This is a genomic window from Kosakonia oryzendophytica, from assembly GCF_027886705.1.
GTDB classification, from domain to species: domain Bacteria; phylum Pseudomonadota; class Gammaproteobacteria; order Enterobacterales; family Enterobacteriaceae; genus Kosakonia; species Kosakonia oryzendophytica.
In genome coordinates, this window is the sequence record NZ_CP115659.1 from 1,888,558 (window position 1) to 1,914,355 (window position 25,798).

The following is a 25,798-nucleotide window of genomic DNA, read 5'->3' on the forward strand; positions in this document are numbered from 1 at the left end:
CCCACGGAAGACTACACACGCCATTTACCATTAAAGCATCGGCAAATGATTATCTGCTTGCCAGAATTCCTGCGCGACTCTGCAATATGACTCGTGCTGAAAATACGTGTACCGAAATCGCGCTTTACACGTTCGTCTGCTTTTAAATGTAGTGAATATATTCATTTGTTATCCTTAATCTGTTGAGATATGAGGGGCGTATGAAAACGAAAAAGCTATTTACATTATTAGCGGTTGTTATAGCACTGAGCAGTTGTAGTTCATCGCAAACCGGAGAAAAAACAAGTAGTGCAAAAGTAAATACGCAAAATACGCAAACAACCAGTGAGGTGAAATCCGTACCACCTGCTGACATGCAAGTGAGATCGACCTTTAATAGCATCACCACCTGGAATCAAGGACAACAATTCTTAAATGTTATTGGCTCAACCAATGATCCTAAAATTGATAATAAGTCCTGGATAGCGATATACCGAGAAAAATGTGGTTTCGACCCCGGTGTTCATAGTGCCACGGGTGCAGTCTGCCCTCAAAATGCGCTTGGCGGTCATGTGGTGATGAATGGACAATCGCAAAGACCGGCCCCAAACTCGCTGGTATATATTGTTCCGATTTGTACCAGTGAAAATAACCAGCCCAATTTGCTCATGACAATTGCCGCAAACGGGACGTGCGCTGTGGTGCTGAATTACTGGATGAAATAAAGATGAGGGTTATCCGCAAGGATATCTCAGGCCCGCAAGCGTCATTCATGTCCGTCCTGCGACGAGGCCTTTGCTAAGGCCTCGTGATTAAAGCGGCCCGATATACCATCGATTAAAAATGAGGACTGCACTTTCGGGCGGCGACAACTCATCGGTGGCAAGGGCGGCCGGAGAAATCAGCAAGAGTGAAATAATCAAACGCTTCATATCCATCATGTCTGTAAATCACCTAAGTTGGATATCGCTACACCGCTGGCTGTAACTGATAAATCCACGCGGTGACGTGTCGGTTATCTACCGTGGTTACCGTCACTTCGACGCGATCATAGCCGTCTTCAAATTTATCCAGCATTGGCCAGTGTGCCTCCAGGTTGTCGGATAAAAACAGATAACCCTGCACCTGCGCGCCATCGTTATTCAGCACAATTCCCGGAAAATCCGCAGCGGCGCCCCAGCCACGCGCGTAAAACGTACCCGTTACATAACCTGGCAACCACTCGCCGCCGATATTTTCCAGAATATGCGCATTAGCATGGCCTGGACGAAGCGTCCCATAGACAAATAAAGCGTCCATTTTTCCTCAACATACAAAGCAATGACAACCCAACGGGCAGGGGACTTTCACCATACGGTTTCGTGGCGGGGTTCGCAACGGCCAGAGGATACGGAAATGTGATGACGTAGAAAAGCAAAAAGCCTGCTCGTAAGCAGGCTTCTTAAATTTGGCTCCTCTGACTGGACTCGAACTTCATCTACATCTCCTGTTATTACTGCCTTTGTTAAATATAGCCATATTTTTACCAACATATTTACCATCATTATTGTTTTCTTGTGGTAAAAATGTCAATTAAAAACAATTGGTTGTTGTCATAATCATCTGACTATACGTATCTAAATTTTCTTTCATTATCAACATGAAGTTGTCGTTATTTTTGTTAAAATAAATGATGAAAAACAATTGGTTATTGTTTATTAAATAAATCATGTTTAGTCAAGGTGAAAGCACTGACCTCCAAGGTCACTTACTGTGTTCACACCATTTTGAAAACCCGCTCCTCTTTTCCACTTTCTCTATCATGTTGAATGGGCTAACGTTTAGGAAACACAAAAGCAATCGGTAGAACAATGACTACACAAAAGGAAATGGAAGAAATCAGGGCAGCGTTATCTTGGTTTGATGTACGCCGATATGATGGCCTGAAAGACCTCACCTTAGAACAAATCTATGCAGAGCTTGAAAGACGGATGTTGGCTTACAAAACAAGACAACAATGGGAAACAGCAGGCAAAGATAATCAAATGCAAGCGATATACCATGATGCCACAATCCGATGTGGTGATGTGATACTTAAATCAGACTGGATTTCAGACAATCACAGACTGTCGCATAGCTATGCTGTAAGACCAATGACCAGAGTTCAATTGTTCAACTATGGGCGGGCTATGTATCGGCTGGAGACTTCAGAGCAAACAGACCCTGTTGCAGTGAGTTCCGACTACATCTCTGAGTATCTGAAACAAGGAGGCATGAACCCTGCTAACAAGATGCTGATTGAAATTGACTTGGAAGAAGCCAGCAGTGACGATCTCGCAGAACATCTGAAAGTACTGATTGCTCTATGGCAAAAGCACCTGAAAACGCCTAAACCCCCGAAACGAAAATTTAGGTTTGGTCATAAGACCTTTGAAAGAATACTTGATTACAAAGTCATCCCTTTGATGGATTTGATCTCATGGGAACAGCTCTACAACGAAGGTAAGAACATACCTTTCACCATTTTAGCTGACATCCTGCATGGTAATAATGGGGCCAGAAGTAGTGAGAACATCAAAGATACTGATTATGATTACGCGAAAAGTTATCTTGATAACGATGAGTACTTCAAGGTTTTAAATGATTTTTACATTAAAAACAATATGTTGAAGGATTGGGATATCGTTGATGTGATAACACTTAACGATAAATCCTCGGATAAAAACAAAAAGTAAACACAAGGGATGTTCACAATCTGCGAACGTCCCTATAAAGAGTATCCCTCCAAAATTTCCGCGAAACTCACGGTTGGTGAACATCCCTAGTTTAGAACTAGCCAAAATCCTAGAATTATCTCCATCGAACAACATACTAAAAAACGAAATATCCAAGATATTACGTAAAAAAACAGGAGATAAACATGGTTCAAAACAAAACAGATAAAACTTTAAAACTTATTCGCTTATCAGAAGTAATAAGGAAAACCGGGTTCGGCAAGACGTGGATTTATAAACTTATCAGCGCGGGGAAATTCCCCAAACAAATAAAAATCGGTGAAAGAGCTGTTGCTTTCATTGAAAGCGAAGTTGATGAGTGGATTTATAAAGCTATAACCGCTTCTCGTAATACATCTAACTAATAAAAGGAAAATAACATGAAAAATATAAATGTGCCTGAAATATCATTTATCTTTGATAATGATAAAACTGAAGTTTTCTCAAGAATGGCAATGGATAACTTAGCTCTTTATGTGGAAAACATGTTTAAGATAATGGGTGATCAATTTGAACGTCACCTTTATGATAAAAAATATATGAATATGGTTATGGATCATATTATTTATATCACAAAACCAGACTTCCTCAAGTGGGTGAGAGACAATAATGTTGGGGAATGTATTTTTTTGATTGATGAAGTTATGGAAGATTTAAAATACTCTTATAGAGAGTTCAAAAAAATCTATCCTAAACTTGGCATTAAATAAAGAGGAAGAAATCATGAATAAAGATCTGAAAAAAGAAGCAAACAAGATATTACTGCATTTATCTAAACAATGCTTTGAATTGCGTGTGAGTTCTATTATTCAGAACCATCCTGAACAAGTAGAACAACTCAAGCATGAAGAAACTTTCATGATGAATACTTATAAGGACAGTATTAAAGTAGCAAAACAGATGTTCCCTAAAGTCGTAAGGAATACATTCTTTGATATAAAGTTATCACCAAGACTCATTGATAACGATTTTATATTGAAAGCATTAAAGGCATTTCATAAAGAAATGGATTTTATGAAAGATTCTCAAAAGTAGTTTTTTGTTTTAGCCCCGTATTGAGGGGCTGAAAATAAGAGTAAGTTAAAATATATCATGTAAAAATGAGGAGTAATCATGACTAAAAATATTGAAATTAAAAATACATCTACTGAGCTGTTCTATGATCTGGCAAAGCGTTCTTTTGAAGCGAGCTGGAAAACAATGCAGGATATGTGTAGTGACAGCATTTCGCACCTTGTTGATGACGCTGATTTTATGAGCGCATTTATACGACTCACTATTAATCATATTTGTCATAACTTTGAGAAGTTTACTACACAAGAAGGAAATCAAGGAAACCTTACAGAGGTCAACTTTGAAGAGGTTGCAGAACGGCTTGTGCGTAATGCTTGGGTGTTTTGTTAATACTAACTGTTTTTTTATTAAATACTAAAAATCAAAAAAGAGGATATAGATGAAGAAAGATAATCTGAGTAAAAAAGATGAAACGATGATATTCGCCATTTCAGCAACGCTAATGTTGTATGTGGACAGGATATACAGCATGGCAAGTGTAAACAAAGATGATGCAGTGATTTATGTAAATGATGAAGATGTTGTTGAGTTTGCACTACGAATCCACATGAAGGAAGTATTAACTGAGTTTGAGTATTACAAGGCTGCTTATGGTACAGGAAAGGAAAAGTATGAATATATAAATATAACAGAGCTATTAAAAAGGGTGATGTTTTTTCATGATTTATATGTCAAGGATATGTTGATAAGAAATATAGAGTCGGGACGATCTTTTGATGATTATAGTGTTTTGGACTGGGATATGGACATAAATAGATAATATCAGTAATGTTATTCAGAGGGATACATGAGTATATCTAAAATGTGTTACCGGAATGGATTCCGGTAATACGTACTCTGACTATATGAGGTGAAACTAGTTTCTGATGAAGTGACCTATTAGCGAATAAGCAAGTGAATTTTTGGAACACACTTAAAAGTTAATAGCCAGTTGATAAGATATTTTTTAGTATTAAAAACCACTTGCATCGAAATTTATGAAACCTATTTTCGATTTTTAACTTAATTGACATATTAATGAACAATGTTATATGTAAATAATAAAGTCTGATAAAAAAATAAATAAGGTTCATATAAAAAGACTTACTCTTTTTAGTAGAAGACTGAAGGGCGCTTGTGAGAGGTTTCAATTAGTAACTATATAAGAAAGGAGGTTTCAATGAAAAAAAGAACAGTAAGATTCTTGTCATCACTCAAAGATAATAAATTATATCGATACTTTGATGAACACTTTAACGTTATTACATGCATTAGTGTCATATTTGTCATTGTATGGAACATCTACTTTTATGCTTAAAACCTCCCTTGAGGGAGGTAGACTATTATTTAATAGTGTTATACTGAACATCACTGACTGGGTTTTTACTCTTGGAATAATCTACTACAGAAATACCAACCAGAATAAAGTAAATGACTCCAGCAACAATAAGAAAGAAAAGTAGTGGTTTTTTGAGAGCATCATTTTCACCTTTTCTGTTCGGGTGCTTTTTGTTCCAACCCCATAGGATTAAATTTACTACTACGAAAAACAGAAAAAAAATTGCAGATTTTGGGTTTTTAGCAGTATGAGAAATAAATGATCAAACCTGATCATATAAAAAACCAAGTTAAATATGAAATATTTAACTAAAAATTATCCACGTAAAAATATTTGATTTTATTATGGTAATAATATATGATACAATAGATTTACATAGATAGTGGCTAGAGATTTTTCACACAGAGATGAAAAATACATAAAAACAAGAAATTGTTTTAAAACTATCATAGAACCATTTGGGTTCGTATGATAAATCAGGTTATTTTCGTTAAAAAATATTATTAAAACCTTGATTTATACCTAATAATATCAAGTAGATAATAAGTTTGAAAATAATAACAGAGAATTCCGTTGTCTCTGACGTAGATTAACTCTGTTCATGTTTTCCCTGATAATGATTCGCCTAAGAATCCTATTATAATCACATGATCAGGTTTGTATATGTTTAATTGAACGGTGATCTGAATAGATTATATCGAATAGGTCAGTCATATCTTTCTCATATTCGTATCGTAAGAATTAAAGTGAAGAGCATAGCCGACAATATTACATTGGCGGCTTTTAATAAAAAATGTAATGAGATTAAATCTGGAAATCTTCCAGTGTTTTACCTGCTTCAATAGCAGCCACTATTGCTTTCGGAGTACGGCCCTGACCAGTCCAAGTCTGCTCATTACCGTTATCATCTGTATATTTATATTTAGCAGGGCGTGGAGTGCGTGTCGATTTGGTTTTAGGCTTAGTGGAACCTACCGCTGAAAGTAGCTCCGCAGGATCGATACCATCTTCTAACAGTTTCTGGCGGAAGGCTTCAAGCTTAGCCTGACGTTGTTCTTGTTCTTTACGGATGGCACTTTCTTCCTCACGACGATCTTCAACGATTGCTGTTAACTTTTCCAGCATCTCTTCCAGCGTTTCCAGATCAGTTTCACGAGCCTGTGCGCGAAGTGTACGAATATTGTTCAGTACCTTTAATGCTTCACTCATACTATGCCATCCTGTGTTTGAAATGGGGGATCGAAGGGTGTGCAGTATTGTCTGATGATCGATTTAAAACACACCAACATATTAATAATATAGTAAATATTAGCATTAGAGCAATCTATTAGAACCATTTCAAACGAAAAGCGGAGGATCGATTTATAGGGCCATTTTTCGTTGTAGTTGACTTGATGGTTCGAACTCTGACGAAATGTTAGAAAGTTGCTCAAGACTTTGCTCAACAGAACGCTGGAACTCAAGAGCCGCTTCTGTGCGCTGTTTTATGACCAGAGCGACGAGTTCATCAGGGCTTTTCTCAAGTAATGACTTTCGGTAGATAATGGACTCTTGTACTTTTTCAAGCTTTCTTGATGCAAGGGCTGATGCGTGACTTACAGGGTTGAGTTCTTCAATAAATTTTTCGAGTAGTGACTTTTTCTTCCTGTCTAATCTCAGAAGTTCGGTATGTGCCGATTTAAATTTCTTGGCTTCACTCAACGGTGAACCATCGGTTCTTATCCTGCGATATTCATCTCTGTATTCAGTCATCGTTGGATATTTTTTTAATGCTTTAATGGTGTTCATGTACTGAATTAAATCATCATTGTCTAATTTTACTTTCCTCATATATACCTCGTAAATAAAATAGTGGGTATATCTATATTACGAGATATAGTGTAAGTGTCAAATATAACCGGTAAATAAGAATGATAATATTCAGATGAAAACTATATTATTTCTTCTTGATCAACATCTTCAGGATAATCAACAAAAATGCCATCTTCTGAAACAGAGATGAGATTTATCTCATCGGAGAAAGTGTTTTTCATGGCTGGATATTTAAAAAATTATTTTATTTTGTTTTTCATTATTTTTTCGACTTCTTTTTTTTGTGATGTAGATAAATTCCTTTTAATCTCTTTCATTTTGTTTTTAAAATTAAGATTATCTCTTTCATCATGCAAGGACTTCATTTTATTATATGCTTCGTCACTGAAAGGATGTAAGTTATCATCTATTTTTTCATCTAAGTAAGAAGAAAGGAAGCATCTATCAAAATAATTTTTTCTAAGCGCATCGTAAATTTTAGCACTATCAATAATTGTTTCATCTTCCGGTTCTTTTTTTATATGGTCTGTCATGTTGACTCCTCTTATTTTTAGTGGATTGTGTATATATTTTATTTTAAGGGATTGGTTCAAAGTGTCAAATTTAATGGAGAGGCATGGATTTAATTATCTATTTTTCTTGTCATGTCTCTATAATTTAGCCTTGCTGAATAACCTCGTTCAATAAACTGTGTTTTATCGTAGCTATAAAGATAATCTGCATCGATTCTTCCACAAGACTTACAAAAAGAGTATTCCCATCTCAAGTTGCATTTCTTAGAAACAGAAAACCTCTCTGTCATTTCTCTACCACATGAACATTGCATATCATACCTCTCTTATTTGTTTTTATAGCTTTCAAAAATTAGTGTTCCAGAAAGATCATAAAGTTCAACCTTGCCGACTTTACCTTCATCATTTTTGATGGACATTCTTATTAATCGGGAATCATGATATTTTTCTAACAAATCAGGTTTATTGGCTAGGTATTTTGCTATTACAGAACGGCTCTTTATATAGTCAAAGCTTGAACATATTGTTCTTTTGAACTCTACATCAGTTAGACCGCTTTCCATGATCTTTCTTGCAATGAGTGATTTTAACGGACGATCAAATTCTTCACGCTCCTTACGCTTTTGCTCCTCTTGTTGTTTACGTCTTAGTTGGTTGAGTAAGTTAATTTTATCTCTTTCTAGTTGTAATTTTCTCTCTTTATCTTGAATGATGTTTTTAACTACGGATGATGGAATAACTTTGATATTATTAGACCAATATCGATATGGATTATGCATCTGAATGCTTTCTACGGTTGAGCGAATTTTATCTACATTAATATTTTTATCAAAGGAAACAATTCGGGCATTACCATTTTTTGAGATGAGTTTAGACGTGTTCTCAAGCTTCGTATCATTTTTTAAATTAAATGACTCTACAATAGCGTTATGTTCTTCATGATAGAAGGATTGTTTCTTACTATCAATATAACATCCAAGATAGTAATTTAGACTAAACTCTTCGATACCAAATGTTTCCTCAAGCATAGTCATTTGTTCAGCTAAGATGTCAAGTATATCGGTTTTTGATAATCTATCATGCAGTTTTATTTCGAGTGAGCCGGGTAAGTATTTCATTTCTTCACCTTATTATTACTGGGTTTATTAGAGTTACTGCTGGAAAGATAATATGTTTTCATAAATGTTAAACGGTCGCCATTAAACATATAGTCTGGATTAATGAAGTAATAGTTCTGTATCATGGTCTCTGCAATAAACTTCTTGTCAGCAAGTTCTTTCATGCCTTTGAAATATGTTGTTCTGGATATTTTTACGACATCTTGATCAACAATATCGTATGACATCAAAATAGTATCAGTATCCTTATTATCTCTGATAGCAAGATAAAGGATCTTGAAAACTTTTTTACCCGATGAAGACAGTCCTTCAATAGCAGATACTCCGTCAACATAAAGTTTCACGAACTGTGTCTTATCAACCTCCATAGCCTGATAGAAACCGCCATTACCAACTTGCTCTCCAGTATTTTCATTAATTAATGCTAATCGATCTTTTCCTGTAGTAATACGTCTGACTCCAGTTTTTGTATGTAGACTTGTATCATTAAGAAATGGGTTTTTAGTATGACGTGGGAGACCTCTTCTTGATTTCTTTACTTCAGTTTGTATCTTATTTTCTATCATGGTATTTACTCCTTTATTTTTTTAGTTATACATTTAAGTAAATACTATATTTTGCGTGCAAGTCAATACTTAAAGTTTATATTTTTTAAAATAACTAACACTTGATGTTTTTACTTATGAAACTTGTAGTGCTACATAATATATATAAATAACACTTTATCATTTTTATTTGAGAATACTTATCAACTTAAGTACCGGGATTCGGGACTTTAACTCCCGGATGTCGGTACTTGGTTTTGAGCTATAGCTGCCCTGAGAGCATTTTCCTTCTTCATTATTCAATTAGTGAAGTTGAGAACAACTATGCAGAGGTATTTCAAGGGTATAGTTTAACTATTTATTGCATTGGTTTCCTCTCTTCAATTTATATCTCAGCGAAGTGATTGTTTCAAACAATCACTAAGCGCTGCTGATATCTTATTAAAGTTGAAATTGTTTCCCATTTACCTCATAGCGACTATCGCCGCAATTATTCATGGATAAATCCATCATCAACAGGGATGAACCCTGTTCCAGCAATGTGATTGTTTTGAACAATCACGAAGTGCTGCTATGGAGATATAGTTTTACTATGCGTTTAAGAGCAAATGCTATAACCTTGATTGATTCCTCGTTAATATATAGATAAGGGGCGGAGCCATGAGCGAAAGATCATAAGAAAAGATCTGTTTTCAATATGAGGTTTTAATTAATTTCAAGGTAAAGCTAGCGTATATAAAATCTTAAGAACTAAATCGAATATGAATTGATAAGATTAATTATACTATTATTAGGTCAGCGGCTACTGCCGCAGTTCTTTATGGATAAATCCATCATTAACAGGGGCCAGCCCTGTTCCAGCAATGTGATTGTTTTGGACAATCACTCAGTGCTGCTATTGAGGATATAGTTTTCCTATGCGTTTAAGAGCAAATACTATATTTTTTAGTGCTAATACTGTTATGAAATATAGGATCTAAAATATTTAATCATGAATAAAAGAATAGATGTTGATCCTTTTGGCTTTACCCTAAAACATAGCAAGGACTATTGTTAAATCGTTAAATATATTTTACAGAGTTAGGGCGTAGCCGTGCGTCAGCACATGAGCGTTAGCTCATAAGAGAAATATCTTTTCAAAAGAATAAGAAAAAACAGGTAAAACGTTTATTATATGAGTTAAATTTGATTTTTACCGATTCGATATGGTATTAAATAATAAAAAAGAAGGAAAATAATGAATGAACAACATTAAGATTATTACGCTCTTTCATACAAATAAAAAAATACCATTTATGACTTGTATTGTTAAAGAAGTTGAAGAAAATGAACAAGGAATAAAACTCACTTTGGAAAGTGGTGATAATATCCATGTCAAAGATTATGGCTATTTCTTCTTATCAGAATCAGCAAATCAGTTTGATCAGGAACGAATGATTAATACATACAGAAGATTGATTTCTGAACTCAGCCAAGTTAGCGAAGAAACAATAGAGTCCTTAGTTCCGAAGATATCGAATAATATGAAAACCAATTTCCCGGCAAGTGGTGTGAGTGCTTTGGAAGATGATTGAAAAGTCTGAATGGTAGCTACCATTCCATATGAAACAGTATATTAAAACATGCGTTGCATACAGGTTTTTACAACACCATATCTGTAGATAGCTACATTACCTGAGATCTAACAATACCTGTCTGCGTAATGGTCGACAGGGTATTATCTGTTCCGACCTATACCTTTCTATCTCCATCCATGTGCAAACAGCTACTGACATGGCTCTTCGTGTACATTACACCTCTTATTGATCGATATAAAAGATCAATAAACTGCATTTGATAGATATTAACTATCAAATTAGCGTCAATTGATCGGTGTTTTAATAGTTTATATCGATCGATTATAGATATATGATAGTTTTGATCTATCAAATGATTTGAATTCGATCGATACAAACGATATGACGAACAGAAAAATAAATTGAATCCTATCAATTGATTAATGCTTTTTTACAGCCCAGAGAGACCAACCTATGGGTAGGGCTGTCTTTGACATAAAGTTTCCACACATTGGGGATAGATATGAAATTACGGATAGTGATGCCTCTACTGCTGTCTGCTGCCGCACTGACAGGATGCCAGCAGCTCAACGATGGTGTGAATACAGTTAATGGAGCAATCAGTTCTTCGTTGTCTTCAGTAGGTAAAGCGCTGGGGGGCACCGCCACCACTCAAAGCCTTGGCCCGGTATCGTCTGTATCTGGCCTTGGTGCTGTCTGCAAAGACTATGAAGAAAACGCAATGGCGGCAGAGAAACAGTGGACTGGCAAAAGGATCTCTATCACCAATGCCACTGTTCTGGAAGTTACGAAGGGCAGAAGTGCCAGCGATATGATGACGGGAATGCCTAAGTCAGCCCCTAACTATTACCTTTTATTTAAAACCTCTGATACCAGCTACTGCGGCGCGATGGTCTGGCTGGATTACTACTCTGGTATTGATGATGCCGTTCTTACTTACAAGAAAGGCCAGAAAGTCAGTGTCACTGGAACAGTCAACAACTTTGAAGTTCGTGGCTTCGCCACAGTAAACAATGCCGATATGCCAGTTCGTCTTGTTGTTCTGAGAAACGGCACAATCAACCATTAACTCTGGGATAACACTATGCGTAAATTTTTACTCGTGGCGGGTCTTGCTGCTCTTGTATCGGGATGCGGTGAAAAAGGCGATTTTGAAAAAGCGATCAACGCAAAAATATCACAATCAAAGCTGTGCTACTCCTTGCAGGATAATGACATTGTGTTCAATAAGGGCTTCCCCATCCGGGTCAACCATGGCTACCGTTCAGCGGGGTATAGTGCCAGTGATGAAATATTGAAAGGTCTGGCTAATCAGGGACTGCTTGATGTTTCTCAACAAGCTAATGGTTTTAGTAGTGTCGATGTTCTGGAAGTAACAGACAAAGGCCAAGCGGTTGAGTTTTGGGATCGTAAAAATGGTGCCTGTATTGGTCATCGTGCGGTTGCTGAGATAAAGGAATGGACTGAACCGGGAAACGGTAATCAGAAAATTGTTCGCGTGTCTTATACATGGAAGTTGGCGGATGTTCCTGCATGGGTGGACAAAAAAGCGTTCTCCAGCGTCAAGGGTATGAATGAACCTGAAGAGAGCATGATTAATCTTGTTAAAACCAGCAATGGCTGGAAAGCTATCTAAGGGGCTATCATGGAAAACAAAACTATTCAGTGTCCTTTGTGCCTAAAAGAAAGTCAGAGAGGCGTCCATGTCTGCACCGGCTGCATGGCGACGGTTCTGTATGGAACCTTCCCCGGCTGGTATGCTTTCGTGGTTATATTATTGACCTTCGGCCTGTCTATACTGATCGGAATGTCTACAGGTATGGCGGGAGCTACTATCAGCCTACCAATAATTGCGGCTGTTGGGTTTGTCGCAGGTAAGGCAATTTTCTCTGATAATGTTGTTTTCAGGCGAAGGATGTAAAATAAAATTTAAACCATGTCTTTTTTCGAAAGGCATGGTTTTATTCTCAGCTTTTTATTTGACATTGGATTTTGTTTTGCTAATTAATAATAAAAAGGAGAGAGTATGAAAATTTTAATAAAATTGAGTAATGACTGGCCTGAACATGTGAGTGGCAATCCAGTCCTTGATAAGTGGGTTCACAAGATTCCTTGGTCCGGCATCGAATGCTTTTTATTATGTGAAGATGGTAATGTTTATCAGTCATATATAAAAATGCCTTTTTCTGTAGAGATAAAAGAATTTCAACTTTTCAGGCATACACACATAGATGAAACTTCATTTATGATTGAAGAAATCAATGAATGGCCTGAAGGTGTTAACATAAGAAAAGGTTTTATATCAAAAACAGATAAGAGACATCCATATAATAAAAAAGAAAATGGCTGCTGGTATGTATCACCTGAAGGGAATGATGCAGTAATCATGTTTGATGCCCCTGAGATTCAGGAGCATAAAAACAGGTATAAAGAAATGCCAATCATTACATGCGAAGTTTTCGTGTAGATTTTAATTTTTCTTCAAGCTCGGTCTTTTTTAGCTGAGCTTCTTCTAAAGAACCATAAACCCCAATAACAACCTGAGAAACAATATCAAACACGATATGAAGAGGGATTTCCTGAGTGATTTCCTCTCCTTCCCCGATTCTGTAAGTAAGTGTGGTGCTATGTGGAGTAATCAAGAAACGGTCTGTCATTTTTAAACCCTCTGATTTTATAAGACAAGGATTATGTCAGGGGGGCATCTGTTTTTCAAGTTCAATGAACGAGGTCAGTGCGGTAAAAACCATCTTATTTTTGGGGGAAACCCGGCGGTCTTAATTTTGGCCCATTGCGCTTACCAGATGAGAGTGTAGGTATGTAGTCTGGTGTGTTACTGGGTTGTTCAGATTTTTTCACACGACTTGGGAAACGATAAATTTCACCTGCCGCTGGTTTCGTGGCGCAGATCTCAGTTTGTTTTTGTTTTTCATCATTATTGAATTTAGCACGTTGTTCATATTCATTACGTGAAACATGACGGCCTAATACCTCGTCAAAGACGTAGTTTTCAGCAATACGTTTATCATGTTCCTCACTGATAATATCAACTTTAATTTTGTCTGTTTTAGCCCATACGAACTTCTGCTTGAAAAAATCTATGACAAGAGTTGTGAAACGTTTAAAAATATTATCCTGACGTGGAGTAGTCTGTTTCCTCTTAACACGTTCAGGGGCGCTTCTGGATGCCCTGTTTAGGGCTTGAGAGGAGGATGTTTTCAAAATAGTATTTGTTTCATAATCAGAAATACTGACCGATGGTTTCTTACCAGCAACAACCTTACTGACTTTGGATTTATCACGATAGGATTTAACGCCACGCATACGAGTATGAGGTGCCGGGGCAACCAGAACAGGTCTTTGCGGTACACTGGCAGAAGAACCGGAGCGTGTTTCTGGTAAAACAATCTCTTCTGGTTCAGCAAGATGTGTAATCGTAAAGCTTCTGACATCAACGACGATTTCAAGGTCAAGTTCACTGAATGTTTTGTAGACTTCAACAGCTTCTTGTTTAGCAGCGTCACGAACAGCCTGTTCTGCGGCTCTTTGTTCCTGAGCAGCTTTACTGCGCCATTTGGCACTATGGATACGTTTCATTGCAGGGCGGTTTGTTTCAGCGGCTTTAGCAAGCCATAGCGCTTGTTCTTCATTGTCCAGAGCAGCCGCCGCTTTTTCTAATGCCTCTTCATGCTGGGCCTGAAGGGAACGATGGTCAATACGTTCTGATGAACCTGCGGCTTCGAGATAGCTGTTAGCCATAGATGCCCATGATTCACGCCACAACACAGACATTTTTCTGTCGTTCCAGCTTCTTTCTTTTTTACCAAAACCTTCCGGGCCTATGGCTTTTAACGTCAACATAACGTGAGCATGTGGGTTGTCGCTATCAAGATCATGAAAAGCGATGTCGGCAATCATGCCTTTATCAACGAAATTTTTCTGACAATACTCAAGGACAAGTTTTTTCTTGTCGTCATTGTTTAACTCGGTGGGAATAGCAACATCGAAATAACGAGATGTTTGACCATTTTGCTGACGCTCGACCCGTTCAACTTCATTCCACAATGCTGTAGAGTCTTTTATGATATGTTCCGGTGCATTAACTGGAGCTAATATGAAATGCCCATATAAATCAGTACGGCGACTGTAATCATACGTATCACCTGTTCTTTCATCTGTTATACGTGTACGAGCATGATAGGCAGCCTTCGCAACGGAAGACCTACCTTCTGAACGTTTCACAATTTTAAAATCAAGATGAAAAATAGCCATACAATAAAAACAACCTCAATATAAATTTAAATATCAAACTAAAATATAAATCTCCAATGCGACTATGCTGGTTTTAGTTTTTCGCAAGAAAAACTCTGGTGTTGACGTTGACCTTGTTTCCGAAGGAAACGGTGTTAGCCTGCGGCAGGCAACCGTCGGTAGACCCCACACACTGCGTAGCAGTGTATAGGTGGGCATTGCTTTATTTTTATATCTCCTAACGGAGCTAAAAATAACGACAATGTTTAAAGTTTTTCTATACTTAAATAATAACTCTAGTTTTATAGGCTGTGAAATTTACAGGGCTAGATTCGGATGAACGGCTGAGGTATTACACGAATCTTAATGATTATGGTTTTAGAGAGCGCCCGTAAGGGCAAAAGTAGTTTAATTAGTCTCCCGCCGTAGGCGGGAACGTGAATTTTATTAAAATTGAGTTGAAAATCTTTAGTTGATAACTGAAATTCCTAAAATAACAGACTCTTTTATGTGCTGCACAAATCACAGCTTAGTTATGAGAAATAGAATGGATATTAACAGGTTAAATGAAAAGCACTAATATGTAAAAATAAGTAACGCGGAGAGGTCTGGTTTTGAAAGCTAGGTGGATTTTACATATCATGTTTTTAAATTTCATTATTTCCAATATTCCATCACTTTTAGTTTAATTGGTCTAACCTGTTTTATGTGAGTGAGCGCTAGCAAGGTATGAGAATAAAACCCATGATTGGAACAAACCATCATTAATAGGGCAAGCCCTATTCAGCATAGTGATTGTTTATGACAATCACGAAGTGCTGTTTTTGACAAAAGCAAATAAATATAAGAAGAGTATTATCTATTTAGCTGAGGGTGGATAAGATGAGTGAATATAATTCAAATAATAATGAGAAGAAAAACAAAAAACAACTTGAACATATTAATCTATGCATTACACGAGATTTTTATTTTTATGGTAAGTTTTACGATGAGCTAAAAGGTATCATCAAATCATATAATGATGAGATAATGGAAATCAAAAGCGATATAGGCGAAAAAATATCTTTAAGTCTTTTGTGTGATCATGGTGATAAAATTAATAGCGAAATAAAAGAGGTGATGGATGATGCTGATATATCATTTAAAACTGTGACTGAACGTTTCAGAGAGAGTGTTTTGGAAAAAATGATTAATTGGCTAGATAGTGGGAGGATTGTGCATTCTGACGTTCCGATGATTATTACAATTTTTCAACAGGAAGTTTATGGGTTCAATTTTAGAAAATTAAAAATAAGATCATATATAAATGACGGGTTAATTAAGAAGTTCGGTAAAAGTATTGATCATGGGATGGTTAAATGGTAGAAGGCTCAGGCTGCGAAAAAGAGAATATGATTGGCTATAGCTCAATACATAATAATTTGAAAGCTATGTGTGGAAAATATTTTATTGATTATTATTTGACAAATAAAAAATGTCGATGTAAATAAAATGAAGATACAAAAAAAGCCAACTTATCAAAGTTGACTTTTTAAGGACTAAAAAAGTTTTGCCGACTTTTGAAGCCTTGTAATCAGTTAAGAGACAACGTGATTACAAATATAATAAAGTATTAAATAATCTTTTCATATTTGTCAAATCTAAATCGCAACTTTTTTACAAGCCTTTCAAATACCATTTCCAAAAACATTTTAGTTCTCGAAAGCAATAACGTTAAAACCTGCTGTATCAGGTCTAAGAATCTTTGGACATCATGTGTTAAAAACTGTTTTGTTCTTAGGTTATTGTAGGTGGCATATAAACGGGGGGAAGTCGGTAGCCACCAACTTGAAGCGTTCATCTAAAATCTATAAAGCGGTAGTATAATTTTCTTTAGTAAAACGAGAAAATGCTTTAAATGATCATGATGTATCCGTAGGAGTCCGATGGGGTGTCCCAGTAATGGAAACGTGCTGGAACTCAATAGCTACGGTGAGAATCGCCAACCTGCGAACCTAAAAAAAATATTACAATAGTATTTTTTTACGGGGGGGTTAGGGGGGTGAAGCTTGCAGAAAAACTAAGTTTTCCTGACGGAAAACTACTACGACTGAAAGTCGCTATCTAAAACCCCAGAACCTAATCTAATAAAATTCTAGTACTACTAGTACAAAAAAATAATTTTAAAAATATCAGTAGGTAGGTGCCATTTCATCAAGGCACTAACGAAAGATAAGTAGGTTTATAAATTAAATATGGTGCATGGATTAATTTGAGTTTTTTGTTTTTTAATTGTATTAATTAAAAAATATAAATAAAAAGGTAATGATATGGAAAGTAAAACAAAAAAACTAAGAATGGGATGGATACAAAATCTTACTGAGAATGAAAAAAAGATAATAGATGATTTTCTGGAAGAAGCCGCTAAGTTAAAAGGTAAAGCACTAAATAAAAAAGAAAAACAAACTGTCAAATTTATTGCTCGTGATCAAGTCCGCTCGATTAGAAAAGAGCAAAAATCAAAAAAACAAAAGAAGAGTAGAGTTGATATGGAAAAAAAAGAAGATGAAACAATTAATACCATATCAAATAATGCGGATGAGCAAGGAAGATTAAAGATACTATCAGCTAAAGAAAGAGATTTTATCAATAATGCCATATATGAAGAAATGAAAATTAAAGGTAGAAAGCTTGTAAAATGTGAAATGAAAGAAGTTTTAAAAATTGCTCGAAAAAAGATCCTCAACAATCGTATATCTTGTCAGATCAAAAAAGAAAGAGACAAAGAACGTCATGCAGTAGTGTTTGAGTGGAAAAGACCAGAAACCTTCCGTCGTTAATCGAATATAATAATGGTGAGAAATATATGAAGAAAACCAAAACAAAAAACTTGAAAGAAAGTGAGTTTATAAGATATATTGAAAACAATCCTGTTGTCTCAACGGCTTTATGCGAAAAATATGGAATATCTACTGAAACCATTGCCTATGCTTTATATGTTCATAGCAATAGTTTCTTTCTTAAAAACGACTACGTTCAGGATGACATTCACTATGACATGGTTAAAAATAATTTAATAATAATGAAGCCCACGCTTAAACAATATTATAGAAGAACAAGGCAAGTAGATTATAACGGATGTACTTTTATATCAGGCATTAAAGAATATCAAGACTATTGTATTTTGTTGACGCTTTGCTGCTATCACTGGATAGCTGATGTATTTACTGTCTATAATCATAATGAAAGAAGCCAATTTATCGTTGATGTTGCCAATGATCTTCTGAAAAGGAGTATAGATCATTTTTCAGTAGAGCATGAGAATGTTATCAACTGCTTTAATATTTTAAAAGAAAAGCTCCCATCGCATAAAAAGAAATAATAATCCAATTTTTCAAATATCCTCATTGACTAACATATATATAAGAAATATATATGTATCATGGAACTATAAGAGGATAGAAAATGAGTGATATTTCAGATAAAGAGCAAACCAGAAAGAAACCACGAATAAAAAAGACACTGGAGCAGCAATTAGCATCTGCTCAGATGCGTTTAAATCGTTTGCAATATAAGTCTAAGAAAGAAGCTAAACAGATAGAGACACGTCAGAAAATAATTTTAGGGGCTGAAGTTGCCAAGGCTCTTGATTGTGATGTTTTTACGGTGGATAAGGATCTTGTTTTAGGTATGCTACTAGAGATACCCCACCTACATCCAGATGATAAAGAAAGATTTAAAAGAAGCGGAATGTTATTTCTGGCGAGCATGAAAGGAAGGAAAACTTGATAATGCATATAAACTATTTGACACTTATTTGAGAAAAAATTCCAATAGATAATTATCGTTAACTTTCATTAAAAGATTTGACATTCTATTTATGATGATATATCTATCAGTACAATGATTCATAATCTTATATAATCAGATTTTTTCATCTATAAAATAATAAAATATAATTTTTAGGTTTATATTTCACGTCCTGACAAATCTCTAGCTTAATTTTAATATGGCTGGGGATTTGTTTTTATCTGTATCTTGATTTTTGTTTGTTATTTGATAATTAATTAATACGTGAATATAAAATAGGACGATGAAAATGAAAATTAAAAAAGGATTCTCTTTACTAGAATTAACTCTTGTTTTAGGTGTTGGGACGATAGTGGCTTTTATGAAGTTTCAGGATATGAAAAATGAACAGGAGAGTATATTGGCTTCTGCTGTTGGGCAACAAATGAAACAGATCGGTGAAGCAGTTAATGGCTATATAAATATCCGTTATGATAAATTGTCAACCTTATCCAATGCTGCCGGAACAGGAACCGATCCGGGACCAAGAACCTGTTCAGGCTCAGTATGTGAAATTACTTACCAGACATTGATTAAAGAAGGTTTACTACCTTCAACCTACACAGGCACTAATGCTAATAAATCCTCGTATAAAATCATATTAAAACGAGATGGAACTTCACCTAACTATGTTATTAATGGTCTTATAACGACATCGACGGCATGGATTGAAGGCGGAAAAACACGTTATGATTTATTAGGGAAAGCCATGCAAACAGCAGGTATAGATAGCGGTATGACTAAAACAACATCTATTGCTTCTGGGCATAGTGGTCAATGGTCAGAAACGTCTGCTAATTTTAATAATATTACATCCGCTGGACAGTTAGCATTTAGAGTTGGTTTTAATAGTGCGTTATATTCTGTATATTTAAGACGGGATGGAACCTTGCCCATGACTGGCGATCTAAATCTTGACGGACACAATATCAACAATGTCGCCGCACTTAATGCCACTGGCAACATTACGACGACAGGTGACCTACAGGCAAGAAACATTAAGGCTACTGGAAAAATTGATGCGGACGGTAATATTTCAGCCGGTAATTGGATGTGGGCTAAGAATGGATATGGGGACGCTATAGGTTTTGGTGGAGATGGATATTCTGGAGGTTTAGGTCGAGATTATGAAATAAAAATGCTATCTAACCATCCACTAACGATACATTCACCAACGTCTAGTCGCGGAAATGATGTTATATTAGATATTGATGGAAATATGAGGGTTCAGACTGACATTAGCTCTCTTAGAAACATTACAGCCTCTGGAAACATAGAGGCCGCCAAAAATGTCAAAGGCGCTACATTAGAATCCACAGGACGCGCTACGGTGGGAGAATTTGTTCAATTGAACGGACAGGCTGAGGTTGGCAAAGAATGTCAATCTAATGGATTACAGGGACGAACAGCAGATGGTCAGATTTTATCTTGTGTTAATGGTGTGTGGAATTTTTCTGGAGAACAGCCCGGAACAATAAAAATGTGGGGAACATCCAATGCTCCGGTTGGCTGGTTGGAATTAAACGGACAGGCTTTTGATAAGAGCAAAAATCCAACATTGGCAACTCTATATCCTTCTGGTGTGGTTCCAGATATACGAGGGCAGTTTGTTAGAGCGTGGGATCATGGTGCTGGTATTGATTCTGACTCATCAAGAGGTATATTATCTACACAGGGTGATGCTATAAGAAATATATCAGGATCAGTAAGTGGTATTGGAGGAGTGAGATTTGATGCATATTACGGCTCATTTTATGATTCTGGAGCAAGGCATGGTAATAATGCTCAAACAACAGGGACATGCTCATCACACTGTAATGACGACTTTGCTTTTGATGCTTCAAGACAGGTTCCAACAGCCCCTGAAAACAGACCGAAAAACGTAGCACTAATGTATATTATTAAAAAAGGTTAAAACCTTTTGTCCCATTTTTATGAAAATTTTTTGAGTATGGGTTACTATAACTGTTGCGAGCAACGGAAGACAAAATATAACTAAAATGTGTATTTTTTATATTTTACTTTTGTGAAGTATAAGCTGGCCTCCTAAAAGGTCAGCTTATATAACTTAAAAGCTGCTCAGTATTTCTGTAAGATCTGTGGCTCGAACATATTTTGCCGCATTGATTATTTCTGCTTCTAAAGCACTAAAATGCGCTGTTCCACAGGCTATCTTCGCATCTTCTTCATGACCAAGACCAATGTGTTTACTTTTTGTCTCTACAACAAAGTAAATATGTTCTTCACCATTGTCTTCAATAACTAAGGCCCAGTCAGGATTGTAAGTCCCTAATGGTGTCGGGATTTTAAACCATCCCGGCAGCTTCACATAAAGCTTTACTTCATCCTGTTCTTCGAGTTCCTGAGCGAAACGGCTTTCGACTTCAGAATCTTTTGGAACGTATTCATAAACTGACTTAGCCGAAGTTTCAAAAAGATTACGGGCATATCCCGTCAGTTCTTTATCCATAAACAGGCTTTGCGCATACACATCTCCTTTTAGTGGATAATATTTAATACCATCAACAATTGACAGGCGTTTGCAGTAGTTGATTCGGCCTATAGCTTCACTGATAAACTGCTGTGGATTTTTAGCAAAATCAGCGAGTCTTCCACTCTCTTTCAGGATGGTGCTTAAACTGCGTCTTGTCAGTCCGGTTTTTTCCTGTAGAACACCAAGAATATCTGGCAATGGCTGCTCTGCAACATCAACTACAGAGCTTGTTGTTCCATTAGACAGAGCTTTAACATCAAGGCCAGATTGACTTTGTTTGATTGTTGCTTTGCTGAAACTGACCATTGCTTTTGCTACAGGCTGCATTTCAGAAAGTGATTTCGTACAGGATTTAATCAATTCGTTTTCGTCAAATGCCAGTCGGTACAGTGTTTTTTGACAAATTCGCTGCCATAACGCTTCGAATTCCGGGCTGTTTAAGACTTCTTTCCGGTATTTGATTGTTTTACGTTCATCAGCATTGTTTATATTGAGTCGCCCTGCTGATTTACGCAGGATAGTTTCAATTTGTTCCTGTAGTGAGGCATACTTCTCACTAACAACAAAATTGTTTTCGAATAATACTTTTTTCAGGGTTTTGGTGATTTTTCCCGATTTTTCAATATAACCTTCAGTCTGAAGTTCAGACCAGATATCATGTGAACCGGAAATACCTAAACCTTGTGAGGAATCAGCGAAGATAAGATGGGCGAACGCATCTTTTTCAATCACACCAAAACGTATGCCTGTTTCGCTCTCAATTTCAGACTGTAATCGTTCAGCGTAGGCTTCATAATTTTCACTGGCAACGACTGTCAGAATGTTAATGCTGTCATCACGAACACGTTCACCCTCTTGGTTAACACACAGGCGAAGACCACGGCCTAATGTTTGACGACGTTCTCGTTCACTTCCCATCTCTCGGAGGCTACAGATCTGGAATACATTGGGGTTATCCCAGCCTTCTTTCAAAGCAGAGTGTGAAAAAATAAACCTCACCGGATTCGAGAAACTCAAAAGCTTCTCTTTATTTTTCATGATGAGATTATAACCACGTTCCGCATTTTCGCGGCCTGCATTATTGCTTTCGCTTGTTTCAGCCCATGCACCTTTTTTATCAATGGAGAAATAACCATCATGAACGTCTTTAGCATGTTCTGGATGAGAAGGGAGTAAATCTTTATAGGCAGGACTTTTGATGGCTTTAAGGTATTCTTCCTCAAAGATACGGGCATATTCACCCGGCTCACGTTGTCCTTCTTCAGTGAACTGGCGATAGAAATCAACCTTATCGATGAAAAACAGGGTAAGAACCTTGATTTGCTGAGTATTCAGGCGAAGTTCTTTATCCAGATGTTCACGGATTGTACGTCTGATCATATGACGCTGGATGAGCATAGGGTCAATATCCCCCACGACATCACCCACTTGCATATAGTAGGTATTAGAAGGCGTCTCCAGTGTCAGATAGCCTTCTTTGCCCGTGCGGATCTCACTTATCCTGTATCCCTGATAAATATCACGCCCCGTTTCGTCATCAAGTGTCATACCGTCATGCACGGTAATTTCAGAACGAGTTACATTCCCTTTTTTATCGGCTATATCAACAATAACAGTCGCGCTAATGCTATTCTTCTTACTGTTAATACTGACCAGTTTTACATAGGGGCTATTGCTTGCATTCTGGACTTCAAGCCCGGCAACCTCGATCTGTTTGACCAGTTTTTGGTTGTAAGCATCAATGGCATCAAGGCGGTACACCATATGATGTTTATGAATATGTGTTGCTGAATAGCGTAAGGTGAACATGGGGTGCATAGCATTAAGTGCGGTTTTACCCGCACCGTTCAAGCCACCATCAACACTTTGCGGTTCATCGACAATAATAATTGGACGTGTAGCACGGATTAAATCAATGGGCTTATCCAGATCGTCCACAGTTGTTTTTTCACTGGACTGATAGAGCTTGTTAACATCTTTTTTGTTAATCGCACCCACAGTCATTACCATGATCTGCATAACAGAACTGGTTGCAAAATTTCGAACATCCGCAGGTTTTGCCGAATCATACAGATAGTATTCGTATGGAACTCCCGCATACAGGCTTTTGAAATGTTCTTCAGTGATTTGTAGTGTTTTATAAACGCCTTCCTTGATAGCAACTGAAGGAACCACAATAATAAATTTACTCATGCCGTAGCGTTTGTTCAACTCCAGCATGGTGCGAAGATAAACATACGTTTTACCTGTCCCTGTTTCCATTTCGACAGTAAAATCATGGCTGTCGAGCACAGGTGAAGGTGGAAGCTGGTTTTTTAACTGAACATTGTTTAAGTTTTTCAGCAGAACATCATCTTCGGGTATTTGTGGGTTAACAGGCATTGAACCTGTTGCGCCTTCAAATGAGAGTGCACCCTGAGCTGGGGCCAGCACAGTCATTTCGCTTTCCCATTTCTCTTGCCCTTCAAACAAATCACAGACCGATGTTATGGCGTTTTGCTGATAGGTAAGGTCAGATTCAAAATGTAGTTTCATCTCATTCCCTTACAGGCTGTGCAGGTTAGTTAGGCCATGTTGTTCCAGAATGGCGCAAAGATTTGTTTTAGCAACGTTATTTTCAAATGCGTCATCAAGGAAATAGCAGACAGTATCTTTGCCAGCTTTTAAACTCTTATGCCAGTCGATGATCCCCTTGGTTAGTACCTCAACACAAGAGGCTGGGATTTGACTGGTAAAGCAGGTAAACAATTTGCCACCGTCAACACAAGAAACGGTTAATCCATCAAACTGACGGGTTTCAATGTTTACACTCAGGTCAATGCCACGTTTGAGCATCAACTCTGTGAGCAAATCTTCTTCACTACGGCCTTCAAGAATTGGGCTTACATAGGCATCAATCTGTTCTGAAAGGGTTTCGGCAGAGGCTTCCCACGGACGGATATTAGATGTATCGAGTTTAAACACACGAAAACCGACATCACCATTCCAGTCAGGATTGTCTTCACGAACTTTTTTACCTGCACGACGCAGGCGCTCTTTGGTCAGTTCGGCTATTGTTTTAGGTTTTAGTATCGAATCGCAAAAATCAGCAGCTACTTTCTGATCTCTATTTTCTTCAGATAAAATCTCAGGAAGTTGTACTAAAATAAATTTACGATTTCCATTATCTTCCGTGTTTTTCTCAATTACCGCGTGTCCAGTAGTTCCTGAACCTGAAAAAAAATCTAGAACTATATCATTGGATTCATTGTTGGTTGCTATTGATAGCATTTTATTAATTAATTTTTTAGGTTTTGGTGTGTCAAAAACAACCTTATCAAAAAGTGCTTTTATTTCACTGCCTCCCTCATCAGTAGTTCCGGCATCTTTATAACTCCATAAATCAATCGGCACTAAACCATCTGTCTGTTCAGATAAAAATAATTTCAATCTTGGGTACTGTGCAGTACCATCTTTACCCCACCACAACCTTTTCTCATCAACATGTTTCAAATGTTCATTTATACTATACTTCCAAGCATGAGTTGGATGCGTGACTTGTTCGCCATTTAATGGTCTGGTTATTTCATAGGCTAAATTTGGACGCTGTTCCTTGGTTGCGGGGTTTATGTATGAAGATGTTGTCCAGTCCCCTCTGATGTCATTGTCTGGATTGCTATAATTAGAGTCTGATTTTTCATTTCTTGCTTCTTTAACATACTCTAATGCATCAGATTTCCTATAGCATAAGATTGAATCTTTTAATGAATAAAATCTTTTGGCATTATTACTACGAGTATATCTTTTTTCCCATGCGATACATGCAAGGAAGTTTTCCTCGCCAAATATCTCATCGCATATTTTTTTCAAATTTGCTTGTTCACTATCATCTATTGATATGAAAATAACCCCATCTTCTTTCAACAAGTTTCTAGCAAGCTTTAATCGTGGGTAAATCATATTTAACCAGTCTGTATGATAACGCCCACTGGTTTCTGTATTTGTGCTTAAACGTGCTCCGTCTTCTGTCTGTCCAGTAATTTCAAGATAATTTTTTATATTATCTTGGAAGTTGTCAGGATAGACAAAATCTTTACCGGTATTGTAAGGCGGATCGATGTAAATAAGCTTCACTTTTCCGGCATAACTTTTTTGAAGAAGCTTTAACACTTCAAGGTTATCACCCTCGATCATGAGGTTCTTGGTGTTATCCCAATCAACGCTTTCATCTTTACATGGGCGTAAGGTGCCACGGGAAGGGGTAAGAGCAAGCTGACGAGCCTGACGCTTACCATGCCAGTTCAGGCCATAGCGTTCTTCTTTTTCGTCTACATTTTCACCCAAAAGCTGTTTTAAAACGTCAAAATCAATGCCGTTTTCATTAAAGGCTTCAGGAAACAATGATTTAAGCTTGGTGATGTTATCGGCAGTGATATTCATTGATTGCAGTTCGGGCATTTCAGGCGAAAGTTTGTTCATTGACCATTCCACGTATCTGTATCAGGTTACTGTGTGATGGGGGATATTTTACGGTAAATAGTGCATTTCATCAATGAAC

Annotated in this window: 26 protein-coding genes and 1 pseudogene; 17 read left to right on the forward strand and 10 right to left on the reverse strand. The window is 36.9% G+C overall.

All coding sequences use genetic code 11. The annotated features are described in order from the left end of the window. Window positions 1–200: 200 nt before the first annotated feature. Window positions 201–704: a hypothetical protein gene (locus O9K67_RS09130; protein WP_148654699.1), complete on the forward strand. Its 504-nt coding sequence runs from the start codon at window positions 201–203 to the stop codon at window positions 702–704. Window positions 705–948: 244 nt separating this feature from the next. On the opposite strand, the gene O9K67_RS09135 is transcribed toward O9K67_RS09130, so the two are convergent. Beyond that, complete coding sequence (locus tag O9K67_RS09135) at window positions 949–1,278, reverse strand: gamma-glutamylcyclotransferase family protein (protein ID WP_061494223.1); 330 nt, start codon at window positions 1,276–1,278, stop codon at window positions 949–951. A 551-nt stretch (window positions 1,279–1,829) separates the two neighbouring features. On the opposite strand from O9K67_RS09135, the gene O9K67_RS09140 reads away from it, so the two are divergent. From O9K67_RS09140 to O9K67_RS09165, 6 genes are all read left to right on the forward strand, one after another. After that, a complete protein-coding gene (locus O9K67_RS09140) occupies window positions 1,830–2,693 on the forward strand; it encodes a DUF6387 family protein (protein ID WP_061494224.1) in 864 nt (287 codons plus the stop codon). A 185-nt stretch (window positions 2,694–2,878) separates the two neighbouring features. Then, window positions 2,879–3,097, forward strand: coding sequence for a helix-turn-helix transcriptional regulator (locus tag O9K67_RS09145; RefSeq protein WP_002911792.1), 219 nt, complete (start codon window positions 2,879–2,881; stop codon window positions 3,095–3,097). 15 nt (window positions 3,098–3,112) lie between these two features. After that, window positions 3,113–3,442, forward strand: coding sequence for a hypothetical protein (locus O9K67_RS09150; protein ID WP_032260079.1), 330 nt, complete (start codon window positions 3,113–3,115; stop codon window positions 3,440–3,442). A gap of 13 nt (window positions 3,443–3,455) precedes the next feature. Next, on the forward strand, window positions 3,456–3,767 hold the full coding sequence (locus O9K67_RS09155) for a hypothetical protein (protein WP_032260077.1): 312 nt from the start codon (window positions 3,456–3,458) through the stop codon (window positions 3,765–3,767). A 78-nt stretch (window positions 3,768–3,845) separates the two neighbouring features. Next, window positions 3,846–4,136 (forward strand): hypothetical protein, encoded by a 291-nt coding sequence (locus O9K67_RS09160; protein ID WP_061494225.1) that lies wholly within the window; start codon window positions 3,846–3,848, stop codon window positions 4,134–4,136. Between the two features lie 49 nt (window positions 4,137–4,185). After that, on the forward strand, window positions 4,186–4,566 hold the full coding sequence (locus O9K67_RS09165; RefSeq protein ID WP_023344901.1) for a hypothetical protein: 381 nt from the start codon (window positions 4,186–4,188) through the stop codon (window positions 4,564–4,566). 1,362 nt (window positions 4,567–5,928) lie between these two features. Here O9K67_RS09165 and O9K67_RS09170 read toward each other — a convergent pair. From O9K67_RS09170 to O9K67_RS09190, 5 genes are all read right to left on the reverse strand, one after another. Continuing rightward, window positions 5,929–6,333 carry an H-NS family histone-like protein gene (locus O9K67_RS09170; RefSeq protein ID WP_061494226.1) on the reverse strand — a complete coding sequence of 135 codons (405 nt, stop codon included), beginning with the start codon at window positions 6,331–6,333 and terminating at the stop codon, window positions 5,929–5,931. A 153-nt stretch (window positions 6,334–6,486) separates the two neighbouring features. Continuing rightward, window positions 6,487–6,954, reverse strand: a complete 468-nt coding sequence (locus tag O9K67_RS09175) for a DUF4756 family protein (protein ID WP_045354301.1) — start codon at window positions 6,952–6,954, stop codon at window positions 6,487–6,489. Window positions 6,955–7,175: 221 nt separating this feature from the next. Beyond that, window positions 7,176–7,469, reverse strand: coding sequence for a hypothetical protein (locus tag O9K67_RS09180; protein ID WP_000129503.1), 294 nt, complete (start codon window positions 7,467–7,469; stop codon window positions 7,176–7,178). A gap of 305 nt (window positions 7,470–7,774) precedes the next feature. Beyond that, complete coding sequence (locus O9K67_RS09185; RefSeq protein WP_061494227.1) at window positions 7,775–8,566, reverse strand: hypothetical protein; 792 nt, start codon at window positions 8,564–8,566, stop codon at window positions 7,775–7,777. Next, window positions 8,563–9,132, reverse strand: a complete 570-nt coding sequence (locus O9K67_RS09190; protein ID WP_001548721.1) for a replication/maintenance protein RepL — start codon at window positions 9,130–9,132, stop codon at window positions 8,563–8,565. Before O9K67_RS09190 ends, O9K67_RS09185 begins: the two co-directional genes overlap by 4 nt. A gap of 1,220 nt (window positions 9,133–10,352) precedes the next feature. On the opposite strand from O9K67_RS09190, the gene O9K67_RS09195 reads away from it, so the two are divergent. From O9K67_RS09195 to O9K67_RS09215, 5 genes and pseudogenes are all read left to right on the forward strand, one after another. Next, window positions 10,353–10,685, forward strand: a complete 333-nt coding sequence (locus O9K67_RS09195) for a hypothetical protein (protein ID WP_032278472.1) — start codon at window positions 10,353–10,355, stop codon at window positions 10,683–10,685. Window positions 10,686–11,190: 505 nt separating this feature from the next. Then, entirely contained in the window at window positions 11,191–11,757 is a 567-nt protein-coding gene (locus tag O9K67_RS09200; RefSeq protein ID WP_032278471.1) for a hypothetical protein, read from the forward strand. A gap of 15 nt (window positions 11,758–11,772) precedes the next feature. Further along, on the forward strand, window positions 11,773–12,324 hold the full coding sequence (locus O9K67_RS09205; RefSeq protein WP_061494228.1) for a lipoprotein: 552 nt from the start codon (window positions 11,773–11,775) through the stop codon (window positions 12,322–12,324). A 9-nt stretch (window positions 12,325–12,333) separates the two neighbouring features. Further along, on the forward strand, window positions 12,334–12,609 hold the full coding sequence (locus tag O9K67_RS09210; RefSeq protein WP_049111569.1) for a hypothetical protein: 276 nt from the start codon (window positions 12,334–12,336) through the stop codon (window positions 12,607–12,609). Window positions 12,610–12,714: 105 nt separating this feature from the next. Next, window positions 12,715–12,954 (forward strand): annotated as a pseudogene (locus tag O9K67_RS09215) (hypothetical protein); the annotation flags it as partial. A 178-nt stretch (window positions 12,955–13,132) separates the two neighbouring features. On the opposite strand, the gene O9K67_RS09220 reads toward O9K67_RS09215, so the two are convergent. Continuing rightward, window positions 13,133–13,345 (reverse strand): hypothetical protein, encoded by a 213-nt coding sequence (locus tag O9K67_RS09220; protein WP_048240811.1) that lies wholly within the window; start codon window positions 13,343–13,345, stop codon window positions 13,133–13,135. Window positions 13,346–13,439: 94 nt separating this feature from the next. Next, a complete protein-coding gene (gene mobQ, locus O9K67_RS09225) occupies window positions 13,440–14,960 on the reverse strand; it encodes a MobQ family relaxase (RefSeq protein ID WP_061494229.1) in 1,521 nt (506 codons plus the stop codon). A gap of 861 nt (window positions 14,961–15,821) precedes the next feature. Here mobQ and O9K67_RS09230 point away from each other — a divergent pair. From O9K67_RS09230 to pilV, 5 genes are all read left to right on the forward strand, one after another. Next, window positions 15,822–16,304 (forward strand): hypothetical protein, encoded by a 483-nt coding sequence (locus tag O9K67_RS09230; RefSeq protein ID WP_004151478.1) that lies wholly within the window; start codon window positions 15,822–15,824, stop codon window positions 16,302–16,304. A gap of 944 nt (window positions 16,305–17,248) precedes the next feature. Next, on the forward strand, window positions 17,249–17,758 hold the full coding sequence (locus O9K67_RS09235) for a hypothetical protein (protein ID WP_032730746.1): 510 nt from the start codon (window positions 17,249–17,251) through the stop codon (window positions 17,756–17,758). Window positions 17,759–17,784: 26 nt separating this feature from the next. Next, window positions 17,785–18,300 (forward strand): hypothetical protein, encoded by a 516-nt coding sequence (locus O9K67_RS09240; protein ID WP_061494230.1) that lies wholly within the window; start codon window positions 17,785–17,787, stop codon window positions 18,298–18,300. 83 nt (window positions 18,301–18,383) lie between these two features. Next, window positions 18,384–18,707, forward strand: a complete 324-nt coding sequence (locus O9K67_RS09245; RefSeq protein ID WP_001280266.1) for a conjugal transfer protein TraD — start codon at window positions 18,384–18,386, stop codon at window positions 18,705–18,707. 304 nt (window positions 18,708–19,011) lie between these two features. Then, entirely contained in the window at window positions 19,012–20,682 is a 1,671-nt protein-coding gene (pilV, locus tag O9K67_RS09250) for a shufflon system plasmid conjugative transfer pilus tip adhesin PilV (RefSeq protein ID WP_071889931.1), read from the forward strand. Between the two features lie 153 nt (window positions 20,683–20,835). Here pilV and O9K67_RS09255 read toward each other — a convergent pair whose 3' ends face one another. Together O9K67_RS09255 and O9K67_RS09260 are read right to left on the reverse strand one after the other, a co-directional pair. Beyond that, window positions 20,836–23,796, reverse strand: a complete 2,961-nt coding sequence (locus tag O9K67_RS09255) for a type III restriction-modification system endonuclease (protein WP_061494231.1) — start codon at window positions 23,794–23,796, stop codon at window positions 20,836–20,838. Between the two features lie 9 nt (window positions 23,797–23,805). Next, window positions 23,806–25,719 (reverse strand): site-specific DNA-methyltransferase, encoded by a 1,914-nt coding sequence (locus O9K67_RS09260; RefSeq protein WP_061494232.1) that lies wholly within the window; start codon window positions 25,717–25,719, stop codon window positions 23,806–23,808. Window positions 25,720–25,798: the final 79 nt, after the last annotated feature.

Coding starts and splice junctions, on each gene's coding strand:
- O9K67_RS09130 (WP_148654699.1), top strand. CDS start 201: ATGAAAACGAAAAAGCTATTTACATTATTAGCGGTTGTTATAGCACTG.
- O9K67_RS09135 (WP_061494223.1), bottom strand. CDS start 1,278: ATGGACGCTTTATTTGTCTATGGGACGCTTCGTCCAGGCCATGCTAAT.
- O9K67_RS09140 (WP_061494224.1), top strand. CDS start 1,830: ATGACTACACAAAAGGAAATGGAAGAAATCAGGGCAGCGTTATCTTGG.
- O9K67_RS09145 (WP_002911792.1), top strand. CDS start 2,879: ATGGTTCAAAACAAAACAGATAAAACTTTAAAACTTATTCGCTTATCA.
- O9K67_RS09150 (WP_032260079.1), top strand. CDS start 3,113: ATGAAAAATATAAATGTGCCTGAAATATCATTTATCTTTGATAATGAT.
- O9K67_RS09155 (WP_032260077.1), top strand. CDS start 3,456: ATGAATAAAGATCTGAAAAAAGAAGCAAACAAGATATTACTGCATTTA.
- O9K67_RS09160 (WP_061494225.1), top strand. CDS start 3,846: ATGACTAAAAATATTGAAATTAAAAATACATCTACTGAGCTGTTCTAT.
- O9K67_RS09165 (WP_023344901.1), top strand. CDS start 4,186: ATGAAGAAAGATAATCTGAGTAAAAAAGATGAAACGATGATATTCGCC.
- O9K67_RS09170 (WP_061494226.1), bottom strand. CDS start 6,333: ATGAGTGAAGCATTAAAGGTACTGAACAATATTCGTACACTTCGCGCA.
- O9K67_RS09175 (WP_045354301.1), bottom strand. CDS start 6,954: ATGAGGAAAGTAAAATTAGACAATGATGATTTAATTCAGTACATGAAC.
- O9K67_RS09180 (WP_000129503.1), bottom strand. CDS start 7,469: ATGACAGACCATATAAAAAAAGAACCGGAAGATGAAACAATTATTGAT.
- O9K67_RS09185 (WP_061494227.1), bottom strand. CDS start 8,566: ATGAAATACTTACCCGGCTCACTCGAAATAAAACTGCATGATAGATTA.
- O9K67_RS09190 (WP_001548721.1), bottom strand. CDS start 9,132: ATGATAGAAAATAAGATACAAACTGAAGTAAAGAAATCAAGAAGAGGT.
- O9K67_RS09195 (WP_032278472.1), top strand. CDS start 10,353: ATGAACAACATTAAGATTATTACGCTCTTTCATACAAATAAAAAAATA.
- O9K67_RS09200 (WP_032278471.1), top strand. CDS start 11,191: ATGAAATTACGGATAGTGATGCCTCTACTGCTGTCTGCTGCCGCACTG.
- O9K67_RS09205 (WP_061494228.1), top strand. CDS start 11,773: ATGCGTAAATTTTTACTCGTGGCGGGTCTTGCTGCTCTTGTATCGGGA.
- O9K67_RS09210 (WP_049111569.1), top strand. CDS start 12,334: ATGGAAAACAAAACTATTCAGTGTCCTTTGTGCCTAAAAGAAAGTCAG.
- O9K67_RS09220 (WP_048240811.1), bottom strand. CDS start 13,345: ATGACAGACCGTTTCTTGATTACTCCACATAGCACCACACTTACTTAC.
- mobQ (WP_061494229.1), bottom strand. CDS start 14,960: ATGGCTATTTTTCATCTTGATTTTAAAATTGTGAAACGTTCAGAAGGT.
- O9K67_RS09230 (WP_004151478.1), top strand. CDS start 15,822: ATGAGTGAATATAATTCAAATAATAATGAGAAGAAAAACAAAAAACAA.
- O9K67_RS09235 (WP_032730746.1), top strand. CDS start 17,249: ATGGAAAGTAAAACAAAAAAACTAAGAATGGGATGGATACAAAATCTT.
- O9K67_RS09240 (WP_061494230.1), top strand. CDS start 17,785: ATGAAGAAAACCAAAACAAAAAACTTGAAAGAAAGTGAGTTTATAAGA.
- O9K67_RS09245 (WP_001280266.1), top strand. CDS start 18,384: ATGAGTGATATTTCAGATAAAGAGCAAACCAGAAAGAAACCACGAATA.
- pilV (WP_071889931.1), top strand. CDS start 19,012: ATGAAAATGAAAATTAAAAAAGGATTCTCTTTACTAGAATTAACTCTT.
- O9K67_RS09255 (WP_061494231.1), bottom strand. CDS start 23,796: ATGAAACTACATTTTGAATCTGACCTTACCTATCAGCAAAACGCCATA.
- O9K67_RS09260 (WP_061494232.1), bottom strand. CDS start 25,719: ATGAACAAACTTTCGCCTGAAATGCCCGAACTGCAATCAATGAATATC.